The sequence below is a fragment of the Listeria innocua genome (genome assembly GCF_028596125.1).
Taxonomy (GTDB): Bacteria; Bacillota; Bacilli; order Lactobacillales; family Listeriaceae; genus Listeria; species Listeria innocua.
In genome coordinates this window covers 2,020,168-2,038,021 of the sequence record NZ_CP117229.1, presented here as the reverse complement: position 1 = coordinate 2,038,021, position 17,854 = coordinate 2,020,168, and the positions used below count along the sequence as shown (strand labels likewise).

Genomic DNA, 17,854 nt, shown 5'->3' with positions numbered 1-17,854 from the left:
TTTCCTTTTCTTTCACTATGCCATAATCGCTCTATCTTTTGCAATAGCGAGTGAGCCAATTATTTCCATTCAATTCTTGCACGTGATAAGTTAAAAAGAGTAAAACCGTTCGTTCGAAAAAGGAGCAGCAAATGAAATTATTTAAAAGGATCAGTTTTATTTTAATCGTATTATACATATTAATTGTGCCAGTTCAGCATGTTTCAGCGCATGCTTATTTGGAAAATTCAAACCCAGCCGATCAATCGCATATTAAAACAGCGCCAGAAAAAGTAACGCTCGTTTTTAATGAAGAAATTGAAGCGGATTTTCCTCTAATAGAAGTAAAAGATTCAAGTGGAAAGCGGGTTGAGACAGGGAAGACAGCTGTTTCTAAAAAGAATAATCATATGGTTGAAGCGTCTCTACCGGCTGATTTAAAAGCAGATGTCTATTCTGTTTCATGGCGTGTTGTGTCAGCGGATGGACATGCGGTTACGGGGATAATTTCTTTTAAGTTAGGCGATACGAAAGCGACGTTCCAAGAATCGGAAGTTCCCTCAAGTGGAGTGGACTTGCAAATTAGTTCGATTCAAAAAGCCATTTTATACATAGGATTTTCGTTGTTTATCGGTGTGCTTGTTTTTGGGTTAGGACTTTATCCACGAAAAGAACAGATATCAGAAAAAATTTCTGGACGTTTGAAAAAAGTAACTTGGATAGCGCTAGCACTTCTAGGTGTGGCTCTCTTCATGCAACTTTTCGTACAGACAAGTATCACAACGGGCGTTTCCATCAGTGAAAGTTTTGGGCCGAGTAAGTTAGCTGCTTTCTTGACTACGAAAACAGGGTATATTTGGATCAGTGAATTTATCGTATGGCTGCTACTTGCCATTTTTACCATCATGATGTTCTTTAAAAATAAACAATGGAGCTGGTTCGCGCTTCTGACAGAGAGTGCATTAATTGGTTATTTGATTTTTGCGAAGGCTCAGAATGGACATGCTGCAGCGAGTGCCGATAAAATAGTAAGTATCACAGCAGATATGCTTCATATGATTGCAGCAAGTGTTTGGGTTGGCGGCATTTTAGTACTATTATTCGTATTACCGAAAACCGGAAAAGCACGTGAAGTTTGGAGCAGATTTGCCATTATAGCAATCATCGCGGTAGCTTCAATACTAGTTAGTGGGTTACTTATGGCAGTGATGAACATTGGTCAAATGTCTAATTTATTTACAACCAACTACGGCAAAATTCTTCTTTTCAAAATCGGTCTATTTTTACTAATGGCATTATTAGGCCTAGGACACTACATCTATCTCAAACTCAAAAACAAGAAGTTGCCATTTAAAACGATTTTAATTGAGCTTATCATTGGGACGATCATTCTTATCGTCGCAAGTGTTTTAACAAACGTACAAACCCCGCCACCACCTGCCCCAAAAGCATTTGATGAAACAATTGCAGCAGAAGGCGAAAATGCAAAAATCAATTTACGAGTAGAGCCAGCGACAGTCGGACAAAACCAATTTATTATCACTTTTACTTCCGCAGATGGAGCAACCAAAACAGATTTCGAACAAGTGACTATCACAACAAAATCTACTAAAACCGATGAAAAAGCCACTTTCCAAGCAAAACTTGCAAATGAGAACCAATATTTTGCAGAAGGACTTTATATTAACCAAACTGGAAAATGGGAAATTACGGTCCATGGCCTAACGAAAGATTTTACCGATATTAATCAGACATTTACAACCAATATTACACAGTAAAGGGGAAAAACAATGAAAAAAATTATTAGTTCGCTCGTCGTTTTATTAGCAGTTTTTATTATTCCATTTGAGGCAAATGCGCATGTGTCAGTTTTACCAAGTGAGTCCACTGTTGACTCTTGGGAAACTTATACAATGAAAGTACCTTCCGAAAAAGACGCTGCATCAAAGAAAATCGTTTTAAAAGTAGCGAAAGGTGTTTCATTCGAATCATATGAACCCGTTCCCGGCTGGACGACTACAGTAGATAAGAAAAACAGTACAGTGACATGGCAAACGGAAGGCAACGGGATTGAAAAGGGTCAATTCCAACGTTTTAGTTTTATCGCCAAAAATCCAAGTGAAGAAGGAGAAGTTGCTTGGAATGCCTACCAATATTATGAAGATGGCTCTATTGTCGAGTGGGTTGGCGCAGAAGATTCCGAAACCCCTCATGCAACAACGAAAATTTTGAAAGACTCATCCAAACAAACAACTGGCTCACACGGAGAAATGGTTGCAGGAGCCGAGAATACTGCTGGGGATACAAGCGAGTCTAATGACAATACCATTTTGCTATGGACGGCGCTTGCCATTGGTGTGCTCGCATTAATTACAAGCATTCTTGCTATCTTAAGCCGAAAAAAATAACATCAAAGGAGTAAACAGATGAAACCGAAAATCATCCATTTAGCAGTTGGAAAACCAAAAAATTTAACCCTTCCAAGTAATAAACGAATGATGACTGGAATTGAAAAAAAGCTCGTTAAAAAAGCCCAATTAACTATGAATGGCTTTGAAAACGATGCACCTCATAATTTGAAATATCACGGTGGTGTGGATCGAACTGTATGCATTTATCCATATGAGCATTACGCAAAATGGGCTGAAATGTTTGGGGAAGAATTACAAGTAACCGCGTTTGGTGAGAATCTCATTGTCACTAATATGTTAGAAAGTACGGTCCAAATCGGTGATAAATTTCAAATTGGCGAAACCGTAATACAAGTAACAGAAGCACGAAATCCGTGTAGCACGATTGAGAAATTTAATGGAATACCAAATCTCTATAAAGCAATTCGCGAAACGGGTTTAACAGGTTATCTGTGCCGAACAATTACCCCAGGGGAAATTAGTGAATCAGCTGAAATGAAACAAATTCATCAAGAGTCGCACGGAGTAACAGTTGCCTTTTGTCATGAAAAAGTATTGCATAAAAAAGGCACACAAGAAGACTTTGAGCGGATTTTAGCTGTTCAGGCTTTATCCGAACGTTACCGGAATCAAGTCGAAAAGCTAATAAAAAAGTGATAGCGTCATTCGCTATCACTTTTTTTGGTTTCGTTTATTAATTCATTTTTTCTCAGTGTTAAAAATTGCTCAACTACTGCAATTTCTTCTTCCGTTAAATCTGGTGTATCGGCAATTAATTGGGTGATCTTACTTGCGCGTTGTGTGCTAGAAGTAGACGTTTTTTTAGCGCGGAAAAAGTTGGTTAAAGTACTAGTTATCATCCCAATAAACGCTATCCCAAATAGCATCATTATCGATGCCAAAATTCGCCCGATTGGTGTGACTGGAACAATATCGCCATAGCCCACAGTGGTCGCCGTAACGATTGCCCACCAAAGTGCATCAGGATAGTTGTTTATTTCAGGTTCAATAAAAACCATTGGAACAGGAATAATAATCACGAGTAACACAAAAATCATTAAAAATCGACTTAATCCATTGGAACGGAAAAAGCTATAAATCGGCATAATATAACGTCTTCCCATCGCAGTAATACTTAGAAGATGGACAAAACTTACAATCCGCGCCGCTCTGAACCCACCGTAAAAAGGAATAATTGCAATCAGCTGGAAAGGATGCGTTTTTACATAATGCCACTTATCATCTGCTCGGTGAAACCTAACAAAATAATCTAATGTAAATATCACCCAAATAATCCAATTTAAAATAAAAGTAAAGTTGTTTCTGTACGGCAATAGGGCAAGGGAAAGTAGTATGAGACCAAGCATAAAAATCTCATAAATCATTTTTCTCTTTGTTTTATCCAAGTTATTCACCTCGTTTGACTTATACTCTCACTTATTTTAGCATAAAAACGGCTGAAAACTGTAGATAAAACAAAAACAGCTGATGATTTTTGGTCATCAGCTGTTTTCTTTATTTAATTCGTAGCCGATTACTTTTACTTCTTGATGCGAGTAAGCATAGGTAGCAAAGTAAGGCGAAGAGCATTGTAATAATTAAGCTATGTGCCAGTGCGATATACAAGTTCACTCCTGTATAAACAGAAAGCGCACCAGTAACCGCTTGAAGAGCGATAAACACAAGCGACAATACCATACTAAAAGTTAACACGCGGTATCTTCTATAATCGCGGAACACAAGCCAAGTTACATAAAGCAACCAAACAATTAAAATAAATGCGGCTAATCTGTGGAAATACTGAACATAATCTTGTACTGAAGTAGGCATAATAAAGTGCCCATTTTCAAACGGCCAAACCGGAACAGCCATACTTGCTTTTTCGTGGCGTACAAGTGCACCAGTATAAACGGCTAAATACGTGTAAATCGTTAGCGCGTATATATTAATGCGTAATTTTGTCCCCATGACAAGATTTCTAGCATCAAATTTCCTGTCCACCTCAAAAATCATTAAGGCAAGTAACACGATCGACGCATAACAAATGATGGAAATACCAAAGTGGAGCGCCATGATGTACGGATTTTGTCCCCATACAACTGCTGCCATTCCCATTAACGCTTGAATAATTAAAAATAACACAGCGATAATTGCAAGCGGTTTTGTTTCACGACGATTTTTCATATAAATCCAAGCACAAATCGCTAATACAATAACAAAAATCGAACTGATTCCCGTTGTCATTCGGTGCATGAATTCAATGAGTTTTTCAGGGGTAACATCTGTTAAACGAACTAATTGTCCATTACAAAGTGGCCAGCTATTACCACAACCATCTGCTGAACCAGTTTTCGTCACCAGCGCCCCGCCAAACACAACGACTGTCATACAAATAATCGTTAGTACGGACCAAACTTTTAAGAATTTTTTCATTATCTACCAATCTCTCCTTTAGATGCGTGTGAGATTTTACTAAAATTTGTTTATATGTATAAGTTCATGAGTACACATCAAACTAATTGTAGCGTGTTTATTTAAAGAAGTAAAGCGTACAAGACTAAAGCCGATTTATTGACAAAAGGTGCGTATTTTTCACATAATAAGGGTATAGGATATGTATCAGTTCGCAATCACTGGTTTATATCAGCAAGTGTTAGGGGGAGAAAAATTGAATCAGATAGAAAAGACTGGGGAGTTAACTTCGAGTAGATTTACTGTCCGTGATTTTACCGAGCTTGTGAAAATCGGAATCGTTAATTCGAATACGATTACTGCTTTTACAGGTATGTGGCTAGCCTTTCAGTTAAATGGAATTTCTTTTATTCAAAATGTAGATGTAATATTTTTCACTATCGTCGGTTCGGCACTTATTGTCGCTGCTTCGGGCGCTTTTAACAATGTCATTGACCGTGATATTGACGGAATTATGGAAAGAACGAAAAACAGACCAACGATGACCGGGAAAATTTCTGGTAAACGTGCACTAATGGTTGCACTTGTGCTAGGTGTCGTCGGAACAATTATGTTATTTATGACGACTTGGCAAGCAGGGGTTCTTGGTGTTATTGGGGTCTTTTTGTATGTAGTCGTTTATTCACTTTATGCGAAAAGAAAATTAGTTAGTAATACCGTAATTGGTAGTTTTTCAGGAGCTGTACCGCCGTTAATTGGTTGGTTTGCAGTTGAACCATCATTTAGTATTGTGCCAATTATGCTATTTCTTGTGATGTTTTGCTGGCAACCACCGCATTTTTATGCGATTGCTATTAAACGGAAAGAAGAATATGCTGCGGCTGGAATCCCAATGTTACCTGTTGTAAAAGGGATTGAACGCACGAAAAAAAGTATGTTTTTCTGGGTGATTTTATTAACCGTATTGCCATTCTTTATGTTTGATTTAGGGCTTGTATATGTTATTTTAGCAACCTTACTTAATATCGGTTGGCTCGCACTAAGCATTTACGGATTTAAAATGGACGACAGCATCAAATGGGCAAAATGGATGTTTGTTTACTCGCTAAACTACATGACAATTTTATTTGTTGCGATGGTCGTTATTTCGATTTTCTTATAAAAATAACTGCAATTACGGAGAACCGCATTTTGTCGCGGATTTTCGTAATTGTTTTTTTATGGTTTTTAAAGCTTTTCAAATGATACTAGAATTGGTAAAATGAAAGTTACATCAAGATAAACCAAATACTGCCGAGGAGGGCAAAATGTGAAGTTTATTATGCGAGTAGCTGTGCTATTAATCATTTGCCTGTTCATTGGATATAACACAGATCTTTTTTTTAGTAAATCAGTTGAAAAAAATACGGCCGAAGATACTGCTACAAAATCCGATTTTCCTGATGATAAAAAAACAACAAATGAAAATCCGAAACAAGTGCAAGATAGTTCTAGCTTGGCGAGGTTTATAAATAAAAACGTAAGCGAGTTGAAAAAAGAATTTGGCGACCCGGTGCGTGTTGATAAAACAGCATACGGTTATGATAATTACGTTTACAGTCAACCAGGAACTAGTTACATGTTAGTTGGAGTGACAAATAATGTCGTTCAAACTATTTATGCGCTCGGACAAGATTTAAATGTCATGCCTTATTCAATCGGAATGTCGACAGAAAAAGTATTTACTGACGCGAATTTACAATCAGAAATATCTTTTAATTACAAAGATAGCTATTATAAATTCGAACTTTCCGAAGAAGATTTAAATGCTCGACCAATTGTTAATATCGGAAGTGGCGTGTATGCGCAACTAAATTTTGATAAATTTAAGTCAAAACTAGTTAGTGTCCGCTACTTGAATAAATTAGCTTTCATAAAAATGCGACCTTATGAATTATCTTATCAAGGCGAAATTTATGAAGAGAAATTATCTCAAGAAGATTGGAATGCGATTGACCAAGCTTCTAGCAAACAAGTGTTAGAAATTACAAACGTCATTCGCGACCGCTACGGTATAGAAGAAGTGGCGTGGGATGAGGAAGTCGCAAAAGTCGCCTATGGTCATAGTGTCGATATGAAGAAAAATGATTATTTTGATCATACTTCACCGACGCAAGGGGATTTAAGCAAGCGATTAAGTGCCGGTAATGTAAAATATACTAAAGCGGGCGAAAACATCGCTTACAACTATATAGACAGTGCCGCAGCTGTTGAAGGTTGGCTTAACTCTAAAGGACATAGAGAAAACTTACTAGATGGTTCTTATACTTATATGGGTGCGGGAACTTATCAGAAGTACTATACGCAAAATTTTATTATTAAATAATCGTTCTATGGTATAATGAAAAAGTAAGTAAGATGGAGGTGGCTAGATTGCTCGCTACAATGGAAAATATGGCGCTACTCGATTTATCAGATGAGCTTGCTAGCATGATTCTAGACTCCGAAGAAGCACAGAATTATAAGCATACTAGACAAGTATTACTAGATGACGCCAATTCACAAAAAAATATTCGTCAGTTTATACGAATAAAAGAACAATATGAGGAAGTACAACGGTTCGGCCGGTATCATCCTGATTATAAAGAAGTAACCAGAAAGACTCGTGCTTATAAACGCGAAGTCGATATGGATCAAAATGTGGCAGCTTTTCGCCGGGCAGAGATGGATTTACAATCTCTCTTGGACGAAATCAGTTTGCTTCTCGCAAGTGCAGTTTCAGAAAATATCAAAGTACCAACCGGTAATCCATTTTTTGAAACAAAATCTGCTTGTTCTACAGGTGGATGTGGCAGCGGGGGAGGCTGCGGTTGTTCAGCGTAAAGCTTATCCTAAAAAGAAGGGGCTTAAACAATGGAAAATGATAGACAAGCTATCGTCGTTTGGATGAATCATCTTAAACAAGTTAGATCTTTGAAGCGATTTGGAAATGTTCATTATGTATCGCGCAAGTTGAAATATGCGGTATTATATTGTGATATGGCCGAAGTAGAAGATATCTCTAACAAAGTTTCTCGTTTTCATTATGTGAAACGCGTGGAAATGTCTTTCCGTCCGTTCTTAAAAACAGAATACGAATCCAAAAAAGAAATGATGTACGAACATAAAAACGAAGATGTGCAAATCAGTATTTAATCAAAACGGCGAGACTATTTCAACTAGTCTTGCTGTTTTTTTGCACCTATTTATGATAAAGTAAAAAAGACATTGAAGTAAAGGTTGTGCAAAAACATGAGAGTCATTGCAGGAGAACGAAAAGGACACGCTTTAAAAGCTGTTCCAGGAAACAATACAAGACCAACTACAGATAAAGTAAAAGAATCCTTATTTTCGATTATCGGTCCATTTTTTGATGGCGATATTGTTCTCGACTTATTTGCCGGAAGTGGCGGACTTGGAATCGAAGCACTGAGTCGAGGTGCGGAGCGCGCAGTTTTTATTGACCAAGCGACACTAGCAATTAAAACAATTCGTCAAAATATTGAAGGTTGCCATTTCACAGAGCGCGCAGAAGTATACCGAAATGACGCCGAACGAGCACTCAAATTGCTTCATAAAAACGAGTGGAAATTTGACCTTGTATTTTTAGACCCGCCCTATAAAAAACAACAACTAGAAAAATTACTTATAGCCTTAGAAAAATTAGAGCTAGTTAGTGAAAATGGAAGAATTGTTTGCGAGCATGATAAAGAAGCAGTAATGCCAGATACAATTGGTAAATTTGAGAAAATCAAATCGGTTTCTTACGGAATTACTGTTTTATCCATATTTGAATTTCAGGAGGCGTAGAAATGGGAAACAAAATTGCTGTTATTCCCGGAACATTTGACCCAATTACAAATGGACATTTAGATATTATTGAACGTGCAGCGAAAATATTCGATGTACTTTACGTATCCGTTTTAAATAATTCATCTAAAAAACCACTTTTTACCGTAGAAGAGCGAATGGAAATGATTAAACAAGTAACGGCTCATTTACCAAATGTTCACGTGGAAAGTGCGAGTGGATTAACAGTTGATTATGCTGCTAAACGCGGGGCTACTGCTATTGTCAGAGGACTCAGAGCAGTAAGTGATTTTGAGTACGAGATGCAAATAGCTTCGATGAACCGCACACTTAATGCAGACATTGAAACTTTTTTTGTTATGACTAATACGAAATACTCGTTTTTAAGTTCAAGTATGGTAAAAGAAGTGGCGCAGTATCAAGGTGATATTCGTGAACTTGTACCTGAAGTCGTAAACAAAGCGGTAAAAGCAAAATTCAATAAGTAGGAGATGGACAGATAATGCGTAAAGAGTGGAAAAAAATAACGGCGATAGTGCTGTTAATCATTATTATAGCGGGCTTTTTTATTCCGGTTCCGTATTATATTTCAAAACCTGGTGGAACGGAAGAACTTGCACCACTCGTTACGGTAGATGACCATCCAAATAAAAAAGACGGTTCACTCAGCCTAGTTACGATTGCAATGGGAAAAGCTAATATTTATACATATATGACAGCTAAATTCCTGCCATATCATGAATTAGAAAAAGACAGTGACATTAAATACGACAACGAAACTGATGAAGAATACAACGTTCGCCAAATGCAAATGATGAACGAATCAAAAAACAATGCCATCCAAGTCGCATATAAAGCAGCGGACCAAAAAGTCAAAGTTACTTATGATGGTGTATACGTATTAAGTGTAAAAGAGGACGTCCCAGCAGCAGGTATCCTTCATGCGGGAGATTTAATTACTGAAATTGACGGACAATCTTTTAAATCAAGCCAAGAATTTATTGACTACATTCACAGCAAAAAAGTGGGTGACACTGTCAAAATCAAATACAAACATGGCAATAAAAATGAAGAAGCAAGTATTAAACTAACAGCTATCGATAAAAAAGGCACGCCAGGAATTGGTATCACACTAGTGGATGATGAAAAAATCACTGCAGACCCAACTGTGAAAATCGACTCTGAAAAAATCGGCGGACCATCTGCTGGTTTAATGTTCAGTCTAGAAATTTACAGTCGCTTCCAAAAAAATGATTTAACAGATGGCAAAAAAATCGCTGGAACTGGAACGATTGATCCTGATGGAACTGTAGGAAGAATTGGTGGAATTGACCAAAAAGTTGTCGCAGCAGATAAAAGTGGCGCGAAAATCTTCTTTGCTCCGAAAGATCCAATTACAAAAGAAATGAAAAAAAGCGATCCAAGCATTGAAAGCAATTACGATACAGCAGTTAAAACAGCGAAAGACATTGACTCTAAAATGAAAATTGTCCCAGTGAAAACATTCCAAGATGCTGTTGATTATTTAGAAAAACTACAATAAAAAAAGCCGTTTTGTCTGAGTATAGACAAAACGGCTTTTTTCATATTAAAGATATTTCGCAGTTAACGATTGTTTGTTTTTTAATAAATCGAGTGGCGCGCCTTCAAATAGAATTTGCCCACCTGAACTTCCGCCTTCTGGACCAAGGTCGATAATCCAGTCAGCATTTCGAATAATATCAACATTATGTTCAATCACAATCACCGTATTTCCCTTATTTACAAGAGAGTGAATAATAGACAGAATGTGTTCAATGTCTGACATATGAAGCCCAGTTGTTGGTTCATCCATAATGTAAATGGATCCTTTTTTATGGAGCTCATTGGCAAGTTTTAAGCGTTGGCATTCTCCGCCAGAAAGTGTGCTAAGTGCTTGGCCCAGTGTAACATAGCCAATTCCAACTTCTTCCATTGCCGTAATTTTCTTCAAGATTTTTTTATCTGTAAAGAATTCAAGGGCTTCTGAAACGGTTAATTCTAATACATCACTAATCGATTTTCCATCAAGCTTATACTGTAAAACGGAATCTTGGAATCGTTTGCCATGACAGACTTCACAAGGTGTACGAATCGAGTCCATAAAAGCTAAATCCATTGTTGTAAAGCCAAGTCCCTTACAGTTTTCGCAGGCACCTTTAGAATTATAACTAAATAGTGAAGGGCTCACATCGTTTTCTTTTCCGAATGCTTTTCTGATTGAATCCATAATGCCCGTATAGGTTGCTGGATTGGAGCGGATATTCGCATGAGCAGCGGACTGGTCAATAACAATGGCATCTGGATATTCTTTTAGGAAAACAGAATGAATTAATGTACTCTTCCCAGAACCTGCCACACCAGTTATCACTGTAAGTACTTCTTTTGGAATAGTAGCTTGAATATCTTTTAAGTTAAAACGACTGCTTTTTTTAGTAGATAAAAAGCCTTTTGGTGCGCGTGGTTTATCATTAATTGGCAAGTGGCGATTGAGGAACCGGCCTGTTAAAGTATCCGACTTGAGTAAATCTGGGTAACTTCCAACGAACTGAATCTCACCGCCATGTTTTCCAGCGTGCGGACCTACGTCGACAATATGATCGGCAATTTTGATTACATCCGGATCATGTTCGACGACGAGAATCGTATTTCCTTTATCACGTAATTTAACGAGTAAGTCACTTAAACGATGAACATCACGAGGATGGAGGCCGATACTTGGCTCATCGAAAATGTAAAGCAAATCAGTTAAGCTACTGTTCAAATGACGAATCATCTTGACGCGTTGTGACTCCCCGCCAGAAAGAGAAGCTGTTTGCCGGTCTAGTGTCATATAACCAAGCCCAATATCAATTAAATGTTGCACTCGTTCTGTTACACTTTTGACCATCGGAGCTGCTACTTGGTCTTTTATGCTAGTAAGTGTTTCTTTGAGTTCATCTAACTGCATCGCGGTATAGTCAGCAATATTCGCGCCGTTTATTTTACAAGATAGTGCTTCTTTCGAAAGTCTCGTACCTTCGCAAGTTGTGCAAGGGGCAATATGAGTGAATTTATCTACTCGTTTTTTAGTAGAAGCAGACATTTCGCCTTCTTTTTGAATGTAAAGCCGATTGAATTTAGGGAATAAGCCCTCGTATGTTGCGTTCATGCTACCCATTGGTGTTTCTAAAAAGACTTTCACATCTTTCCCATTTAAAAGCATGTTGTATTCTTCTTCGGTATAATCTTTTATTTTTTTGTTCACATCAAAAAAGCCGGAATAAGCATAGGAATTCCAGTACCATGAGTCTACTGAAAACGTCGGAAATAAGATGGCGCCTTCTTTAAGTGATTTATTTGGATCGAGTAATTTGACTAGATCAACGGATACTTTTTGACCAACACCATGGCAGTCAGGGCACATGCCAGCAGGATCATTAAATGAAAATAGATTTGCTGTACCGATACTAGGTTTTCCAACACGCGAGAAAAGTAAGCGCAAAATGGAATTAATATCTGTGATGGTACCAAGGGTGGAGCGGGAGTTACCGCCAAGTCGTTTTTGATCAATAATAACAGAGGTGGAGAGGTTCTCAATTGAATCTGCGTCCGGTTGCGTATACTTCGGTAGGAAATTACGAAGATAAGCGCTGTATGTTTCGTTTAGCTGTCTTTGCGATTCTGTGGCAATAGTTTCAAATACAATAGAAGATTTTCCAGAGCCAGATACTCCTGTAAAAATAGTGATTTTTCGTTTCGGTATATCTAGGGAAATATTTTGGAGATTGTTTTCACGAGCTCCTCTTAATCGAATATATTCTTGTACCATACACATACCTCCTGTTTTTTGAGTCGGACAAACATCTTAGCAAAATAGAACGATGAAAGTCAACCAAAAACCTTGTAAAGTTTTACAAGGTTAGAATTGGTGGAGTATGAAAGTCGCCCGCTTGATAATCTTCTAATCCATTTATTAGCGTATAAATGTCTGTCGCCCGTAAATCTTCTTTTAAAAGACTTGGTTCTGCTTTAGAAACAGTCGTAACAATAGGCAGCGAAATATTTTTTTTATGGAGCGATAAATATTTTTGACCAGTTTTACTCATTCCAAGAACTCGGATATAGGGCTCTGCTGGAGGCGTATTTTGGGCATTTAATAAAATTTGTAACGCCGTTCGTTGTAATCGTGCGTTGCTGTAACGTTTTGTTTTCATTATTTCAATAAAATCTGAAAAACTATGCGCTTTTTTTGCCGCAAGTTGCATTCGATTTTGAATTCCTTCACTAACCCCGCGAATCCCTTCAAGCTCATCCGAACTAGCTTGGATTAAACGAAACTTTAGAAGCGGCCAATAATCTTCAAACGATAAAAATGGTCCGCGATAATTATTTAAAACTTCTATAGAGGAATCGGGAAGGTAGCGACTAGCTTCTTCTAAATTCCCAGCAAGGAGTAACTTTCGAATCGCGGTTGCACTAGCAATATAATCATGGCTTGCTTCCGCATCGTGATAGCCCGAATGTTCACGCGGCATCGTTTGAAGTGCAATCGAAGGATTTTGTTTTTGAATAGCGAGTGCGTAGTGGAAACCGAGAATGTTATTAGGCTTAGTGAGATCCAGTAGTTCTTTTCCAAATAAACGTGTAAAAGCTTCTGTATAAGCTCTCGCATACGATGTTTTCTTATCGCCTAAAGCAAGCTGAATGGCTTCATTAAAAGCAGCTTCGTTTTCAACAACGGTTTTAGCAGCGGCAGAAAAATCTTCACTAACCCCGTGCTCACTTCCGAAAAAAAGTGTATCTATATGAAGCGTATTTAATAGTCGAATAGACTCTTCCGCAAAAATAGTCGCATGTTGTGTCGCAAACGAAACAGGGAGCTCGATAACCATATCGACGCCAGCTGCAAGGGCCATTTTTGTTCGTTCCCATTTAGGTATAATTGCTGGCTCGCCGCGCTGTACAAAAGAACCACTCATTACCGCAATTACCACATCGCTTTTTGTAAGTTCACGTGCCTTATTTAAATGTAACTGGTGGCCATTATGAAAAGGGTTATATTCGACCACAATTCCAGTTGCTTTCATTTCGGTTCCCTCCTTTAGATAATCTATTTTAGCATAAAATTCAGCCGCTAGTTTCGGTCCCTGAAAAACCATTGACAAAAGCCTTTAAAAAAGCTATAATATTTTGTGTTGCGCTTGGAGTGATGTAGGATGAAATGGTCTATCAGTCAATTGAAAAAATATCGTGACAGCAACTTCACGATTAATGAAAAAGCTGACCTAAAAAAGTTCTTTCAAGAGAACAATATAGACGTTCGCGATGCAAGCCCCGTACAAGTAACTGGGGAACTAATTGTACACCCAGAAGAAGTTACCGCTAACCTTACAATGAAAGGCGAGTGGACACTTCCATGTGCTCGTACACTTGAGGATGTTATTTATCCTTATGAAGTGCATGCGACGGAAACCTTTGTGAAATCCAAAGAACAAGTTCTAGATGAATCTTGGCATGTGATGGAACAGGATATGGTCGATTTAACCCCTGTAGTAGAAGAACTTTTACTAGTTGAAATTCCGATGCAAGTTTTCAGTGAAGACGCACTCGAAATGAGTAAGCTTCCACGAGGCAAAGAATGGGAAATGAAAACAGAAGAAGGTAACCTACTAGAACAAATAGCAAAAGAACCAAAAGTGGATCCTCGTCTTGCGGGATTAGCCGATTTTTTCGATGAGAAAAAAGAAGACTAAACTTCCCCGTGAAGCTGGAATATATTAAGGAATTTATTTTTCTTAGATTAACGATACAAGTACTTAGTTATCGTCAAGGAGGTGTAAGGAAATGGCAGTACCTTTTAGAAGAACTTCAAAAGCCAAAAAGCGTAAGCGTCGTACACACGTTAAACTTCAACTTCCGGGCATGAACGAATGCTCGAATTGCGGCGAATACAGACTTTCCCATCACGTATGTCCAGAATGTGGACAATATGATGGCAAAGATGTAGCAAACAGCTAATATTGTTAAAAACAAGTGACGTTTCACTTGTTGAAGACGAACCTCGAAAGACGCCATGGGTCTTTCGAGGTTTTTGTTTGCGCGCAAAAGTGCAAAGACTCGCCACTTCTGATAAAATAAAAGCATCAACCAATATGGAGCTGAAAATCAATGGTAAACCAAATAAATGTTGGGATTATTGGCGCGGGAGCAATGGGACTGTTATACGCAGCTAATTTCGCTGATAAATCTAAGCTCACCCTTTTTACACATCGAAAAGAACAAGCGGATTTATTAAATCAAAAAGGAATTTCATTAATAGACAATGAAACAACAAAAAATATACATATTCATGCAGCACAGATTACCGAAGAAGAACAGTTAACTAAACAACAGTTACTAATTATCGCCGTAAAGCAGTATTCCTTAAATGAAATAATACCAATACTTCAAAAACTACCGACAAAAATCCCGATTTTATTCATTCAAAATGGTGCAGGACATCTAGAACGCTTAAGTGAGCTTGGGACAACACGCACGATTTTATTAGGCATTAGTGAGCACGGGGCAGGTCGCGAGGATGATACGACCGTTATTTGGCGCGGACACGGCCGAACAAAATATAGCATTTTCCAAGGAGAACTGAATGACGACCTAAAAGAATTACTAACGTCTAGCCCAGCTTTTCCGATTGAAAAACATGCGAATTATCAAGCGATTATCCAAGAAAAATTATTTATAAATGCAGTGATTAACCCTTTAACAGCGGTACTTGGTGTTCAAAATGGGAAACTTTTAGAAAATCAAGAATGGCATCGTTTGTTAATAAGGGTAGTAAATGAAGTTGAAACTGTCTTACCGATAGAAAATGCATTAGAGAAAGTCGAGACGATTTGCCGAACGACTGCGCTTAACTTTTCTTCGATGGCACTTGACTGTATGAATGAACGTATGACAGAAATTGATGGGATTGTGCTACCAATTTTAGAAAAAGGGGACCAAACAGAAACTTCCCTTCCTACACTTCGGACACTTTACCAGATTATTAAAGGATTGGAAGGAGAACGTCATGTTTGATTGGCTAACTAATTCAACTGCTATTATTATTATTTTACCCGTAGTGGTATTTGTACTTACTTTGTTTTTAGCGCGTTTTAAATTTCGGAAACCGCAACGGAGAATTATGTTGGCAGCGGATTTATCGACAATTTTCTTAATTATCGCGGTACACTTTTTTATGATTGTTATCTTTAACCGTTCGTTTTTACTTTATATTTTGTTGTTTTTATTTATCTTAGGCATCGTTATTGTGGTGTTAGCTGCAAAAAAAGAAGGCGAGATTCAGTTTCGCAAAATCCTTCGTGGTTACTGGAGACTTTGTTTCTTCATTTTCGCCTTACTATATGTCGTTTTTTATTTATATGGCATTATTTATAGTTTGATTTTACTTTTTTAAGCGGTTTTGTTTCAATCCATACTTTACTTAAATCAAAGTAGCCATATGGATTTTCTGCAATACCTTTTATCATGGAATGGAGCGATTGGCTTTTTTCTGGATGATGTAAATAAATTAAATAGTTATTTTCGGTTAGATAACGATCGATATTCGTTTGCAAAGCGTCTCTTTTGGAGGCGCTTTTTTCTAATTTCATTGCATCTAATTTTTTCGAAAGTTCGAGGAGAATACTTGGATTAAGTAGCTGTTGTGGTAAAAGGTAAGGGTTATTTAAGAAATCCAAATAAGCCATCTCGTTATCAGAAGCTGGAATTTCTCCCATCATCATCAAGTCCGTTTCCTCTTTTGGTACATTTGAATAAGAAGCTTCATGATGAGTTATGATTTTTTGCTCAAGCGTAATTCCGAATTGTGCCGCCCGGTCGCGAATCCATTTCGATTCTTTTAAAGCGGTAGGATGCTGTGTTGTTGCAAATATGACTTTTTCTCCTTGGTAATTTGCTTCTTTTAATAAGTCGGCAATTTTGTCAGGGTTTTTAATAGGAGCAATCGATTTTTCTGGAAAGTAATTCGAAGCGATTGTGCCGTAATTTTCGAAACCTTGCTCACTAGCTATTTGGCAATCTATTAGTTGATAAATTGCTTCGCGAAAAGCTGGATGTTGCGGGACGCCTTGCCGATGGGTATTAAAGCAAATAAAGTTGACACCGACACCTAGTTTGCGACGTTCAACATAAGCTTTATTTTCCTCGTAATCAACGGAAGTAAACTGCATCGGAATGTTTGTTAAAGTGTCTCCAGTTTGAGCTGTCCAAAATTCTACTCGGTCAAGAAGAGGGCGTTCTAAAAAATAAGCGTCAAATGCTTCTAAAACTAGACGTTCATCATTTCGCTCAACTATCCGAAAAGGCCCCGTTGAAATCCATTTGTACTCATTGAAAACCACGTCGCGTGGCAAAATCGCCATATTGGCAGTACATAAATAGCGAATAAAAAAAGGATCTGGCTTGTTTAAATAAATCGTAATGGTAAATTTATTTCCACATTGAATTGCTTTAATTGATTTTAGTTGCCAGGCGCTTACCGAATTTGTTTCCTTCGAACGGAGTAGGGTGTGCTTGACGTCTTCACTATCAAGCATACGCCCATGATGAAATAAAACACTTTTGCGTAAATAAAAAGTCCATTCTGTGTAATCATCGGAAACTTTCCAATTATGGGCAATATGGGGAATGATAGTCTTTTTTTGTTCATCATATTTTATAAGAGTATCACTGATTTGTGTAATTAAAAAAGCTTCCATTGAAACAGAGGTTTGCAGCGGATCAAGCGTAGTAAGTTTACGCCGGACAATAGAGCGGAGTATTTCTTGCTGATTTTCTGTTACTTGTAAACCAAACATGTGCTGAATTTCAGTAGATATACTCGAAAACCAACTTTTTGGTATTGGTAATTGTAGTAGAAATAATATATCGCTAAATGCATCTTTTGCTAAACTTTGCTCCAAAACTTCCAGAACTTCATCTTCTAATTGTTTCGGAAAAATAAGCCGTGAAACATTTCCGCGACCAAGCCCCGGTAAATAAGTGAGCATGTCCTTTGATTGGTATTGCTGCAATTTTCGCTTGGCATTTTTAGTAGTACAAAACCAAATATCTGCTAAATTATTTAGTTTAAAAGGTACTTCTAAATCTGTAGTTTGTTCATATAAATGCGCGCGCATAGTGAAATAATCTTTGTCCATAAGCCAGCTCCAATCTAAAAGGGGACA

19 protein-coding genes are annotated in these 17,854 nt (G+C 37.7%); 14 read left to right on the top strand and 5 right to left on the bottom strand.

The annotated features are described in order from the left end of the window. The first annotated feature begins 131 nt into the window (after window positions 1-131). From PQQ29_RS10650 to PQQ29_RS10640, 3 genes are read left to right on the top strand one after another with little or no spacing between them, the layout of a single operon-like run. On the top strand, window positions 132-1,757 hold the full coding sequence (locus PQQ29_RS10650) for a copper resistance CopC/CopD family protein (RefSeq protein ID WP_187983909.1): 1,626 nt from the start codon (window positions 132-134) through the stop codon (window positions 1,755-1,757). A 12-nt stretch (window positions 1,758-1,769) separates the two neighbouring features. Beyond that, window positions 1,770-2,387, top strand: coding sequence for a YcnI family copper-binding membrane protein (locus PQQ29_RS10645; protein WP_187983910.1), 618 nt, complete (start codon window positions 1,770-1,772; stop codon window positions 2,385-2,387). An 18-nt stretch (window positions 2,388-2,405) separates the two neighbouring features. Continuing rightward, window positions 2,406-3,047: an MOSC domain-containing protein gene (locus tag PQQ29_RS10640; RefSeq protein WP_003769617.1), complete on the top strand. Its 642-nt coding sequence runs from the start codon at window positions 2,406-2,408 to the stop codon at window positions 3,045-3,047. Window positions 3,048-3,052: 5 nt separating this feature from the next. On the opposite strand, the gene PQQ29_RS10635 is transcribed toward PQQ29_RS10640, so the two are convergent. Together PQQ29_RS10635 and PQQ29_RS10630 are read right to left on the bottom strand one after the other, a co-directional pair. Continuing rightward, window positions 3,053-3,796, bottom strand: a complete 744-nt coding sequence (locus PQQ29_RS10635; RefSeq protein ID WP_033837762.1) for a potassium channel family protein — start codon at window positions 3,794-3,796, stop codon at window positions 3,053-3,055. Window positions 3,797-3,905: 109 nt separating this feature from the next. Continuing rightward, the gene (locus PQQ29_RS10630; RefSeq protein WP_003723941.1) at window positions 3,906-4,823 is read right to left on the bottom strand and encodes a COX15/CtaA family protein; all 918 of its coding nucleotides are present in this window, start codon (window positions 4,821-4,823) and stop codon (window positions 3,906-3,908) included. 235 nt (window positions 4,824-5,058) lie between these two features. Here PQQ29_RS10630 and cyoE point away from each other — a divergent pair, with 235 nt between their 5' ends. The 7 genes from cyoE (at window position 5,059) to PQQ29_RS10595 (ending at window position 10,173) form a co-directional block, all read left to right on the top strand. After that, complete coding sequence (gene cyoE / locus PQQ29_RS10625) at window positions 5,059-5,964, top strand: heme o synthase (RefSeq protein WP_010991041.1); 906 nt, start codon at window positions 5,059-5,061, stop codon at window positions 5,962-5,964. Between the two features lie 147 nt (window positions 5,965-6,111). Then, window positions 6,112-7,167, top strand: coding sequence for a CAP domain-containing protein (locus tag PQQ29_RS10620; RefSeq protein ID WP_003763300.1), 1,056 nt, complete (start codon window positions 6,112-6,114; stop codon window positions 7,165-7,167). Between the two features lie 47 nt (window positions 7,168-7,214). Further along, window positions 7,215-7,664, top strand: a complete 450-nt coding sequence (locus tag PQQ29_RS10615; protein ID WP_003767765.1) for a YlbF/YmcA family competence regulator — start codon at window positions 7,215-7,217, stop codon at window positions 7,662-7,664. A gap of 30 nt (window positions 7,665-7,694) precedes the next feature. Next, a complete protein-coding gene (locus tag PQQ29_RS10610; protein ID WP_003726138.1) occupies window positions 7,695-7,976 on the top strand; it encodes a YlbG family protein in 282 nt (93 codons plus the stop codon). Window positions 7,977-8,072: 96 nt separating this feature from the next. After that, a complete protein-coding gene (rsmD, locus tag PQQ29_RS10605) occupies window positions 8,073-8,630 on the top strand; it encodes a 16S rRNA (guanine(966)-N(2))-methyltransferase RsmD (protein ID WP_003763297.1) in 558 nt (185 codons plus the stop codon). Window positions 8,631-8,632: 2 nt separating this feature from the next. Continuing rightward, window positions 8,633-9,118 carry a pantetheine-phosphate adenylyltransferase gene (coaD, locus tag PQQ29_RS10600; protein ID WP_003767763.1) on the top strand — a complete coding sequence of 162 codons (486 nt, stop codon included), beginning with the start codon at window positions 8,633-8,635 and terminating at the stop codon, window positions 9,116-9,118. Between the two features lie 14 nt (window positions 9,119-9,132). Further along, a complete protein-coding gene (locus tag PQQ29_RS10595; RefSeq protein ID WP_010991039.1) occupies window positions 9,133-10,173 on the top strand; it encodes a SepM family pheromone-processing serine protease in 1,041 nt (346 codons plus the stop codon). A 45-nt stretch (window positions 10,174-10,218) separates the two neighbouring features. Here PQQ29_RS10595 and PQQ29_RS10590 read toward each other — a convergent pair whose 3' ends face one another. Both PQQ29_RS10590 and PQQ29_RS10585 read right to left on the bottom strand, forming a co-directional pair. Then, entirely contained in the window at window positions 10,219-12,459 is a 2,241-nt protein-coding gene (locus PQQ29_RS10590) for an ATP-binding cassette domain-containing protein (protein WP_187983911.1), read from the bottom strand. Between the two features lie 82 nt (window positions 12,460-12,541). Then, window positions 12,542-13,717, bottom strand: a complete 1,176-nt coding sequence (locus PQQ29_RS10585) for a nucleotidyltransferase (protein WP_187983912.1) — start codon at window positions 13,715-13,717, stop codon at window positions 12,542-12,544. 129 nt (window positions 13,718-13,846) lie between these two features. Between PQQ29_RS10585 and PQQ29_RS10580 the strand changes: the two genes are divergently transcribed. The 4 genes from PQQ29_RS10580 (at window position 13,847) to PQQ29_RS10565 (ending at window position 16,083) form a co-directional block, all read left to right on the top strand. Next, window positions 13,847-14,383, top strand: coding sequence for a YceD family protein (locus PQQ29_RS10580; RefSeq protein ID WP_003769603.1), 537 nt, complete (start codon window positions 13,847-13,849; stop codon window positions 14,381-14,383). A 91-nt stretch (window positions 14,384-14,474) separates the two neighbouring features. Continuing rightward, window positions 14,475-14,648: a 50S ribosomal protein L32 gene (gene rpmF / locus PQQ29_RS10575; protein ID WP_003726143.1), complete on the top strand. Its 174-nt coding sequence runs from the start codon at window positions 14,475-14,477 to the stop codon at window positions 14,646-14,648. Window positions 14,649-14,798: 150 nt separating this feature from the next. After that, complete coding sequence (locus PQQ29_RS10570; protein WP_153648695.1) at window positions 14,799-15,704, top strand: 2-dehydropantoate 2-reductase; 906 nt, start codon at window positions 14,799-14,801, stop codon at window positions 15,702-15,704. Further along, entirely contained in the window at window positions 15,697-16,083 is a 387-nt protein-coding gene (locus tag PQQ29_RS10565) for a DUF3397 domain-containing protein (protein ID WP_003769601.1), read from the top strand. Before PQQ29_RS10570 ends, PQQ29_RS10565 begins: the two co-directional genes overlap by 8 nt. On the opposite strand, the gene PQQ29_RS10560 is transcribed toward PQQ29_RS10565, so the two are convergent. Then, window positions 16,055-17,827: an SgrR family transcriptional regulator gene (locus PQQ29_RS10560; RefSeq protein ID WP_187983913.1), complete on the bottom strand. Its 1,773-nt coding sequence runs from the start codon at window positions 17,825-17,827 to the stop codon at window positions 16,055-16,057. The genes PQQ29_RS10565 and PQQ29_RS10560 overlap by 29 nt on opposite strands. Window positions 17,828-17,854 lie beyond the last annotated feature (27 nt).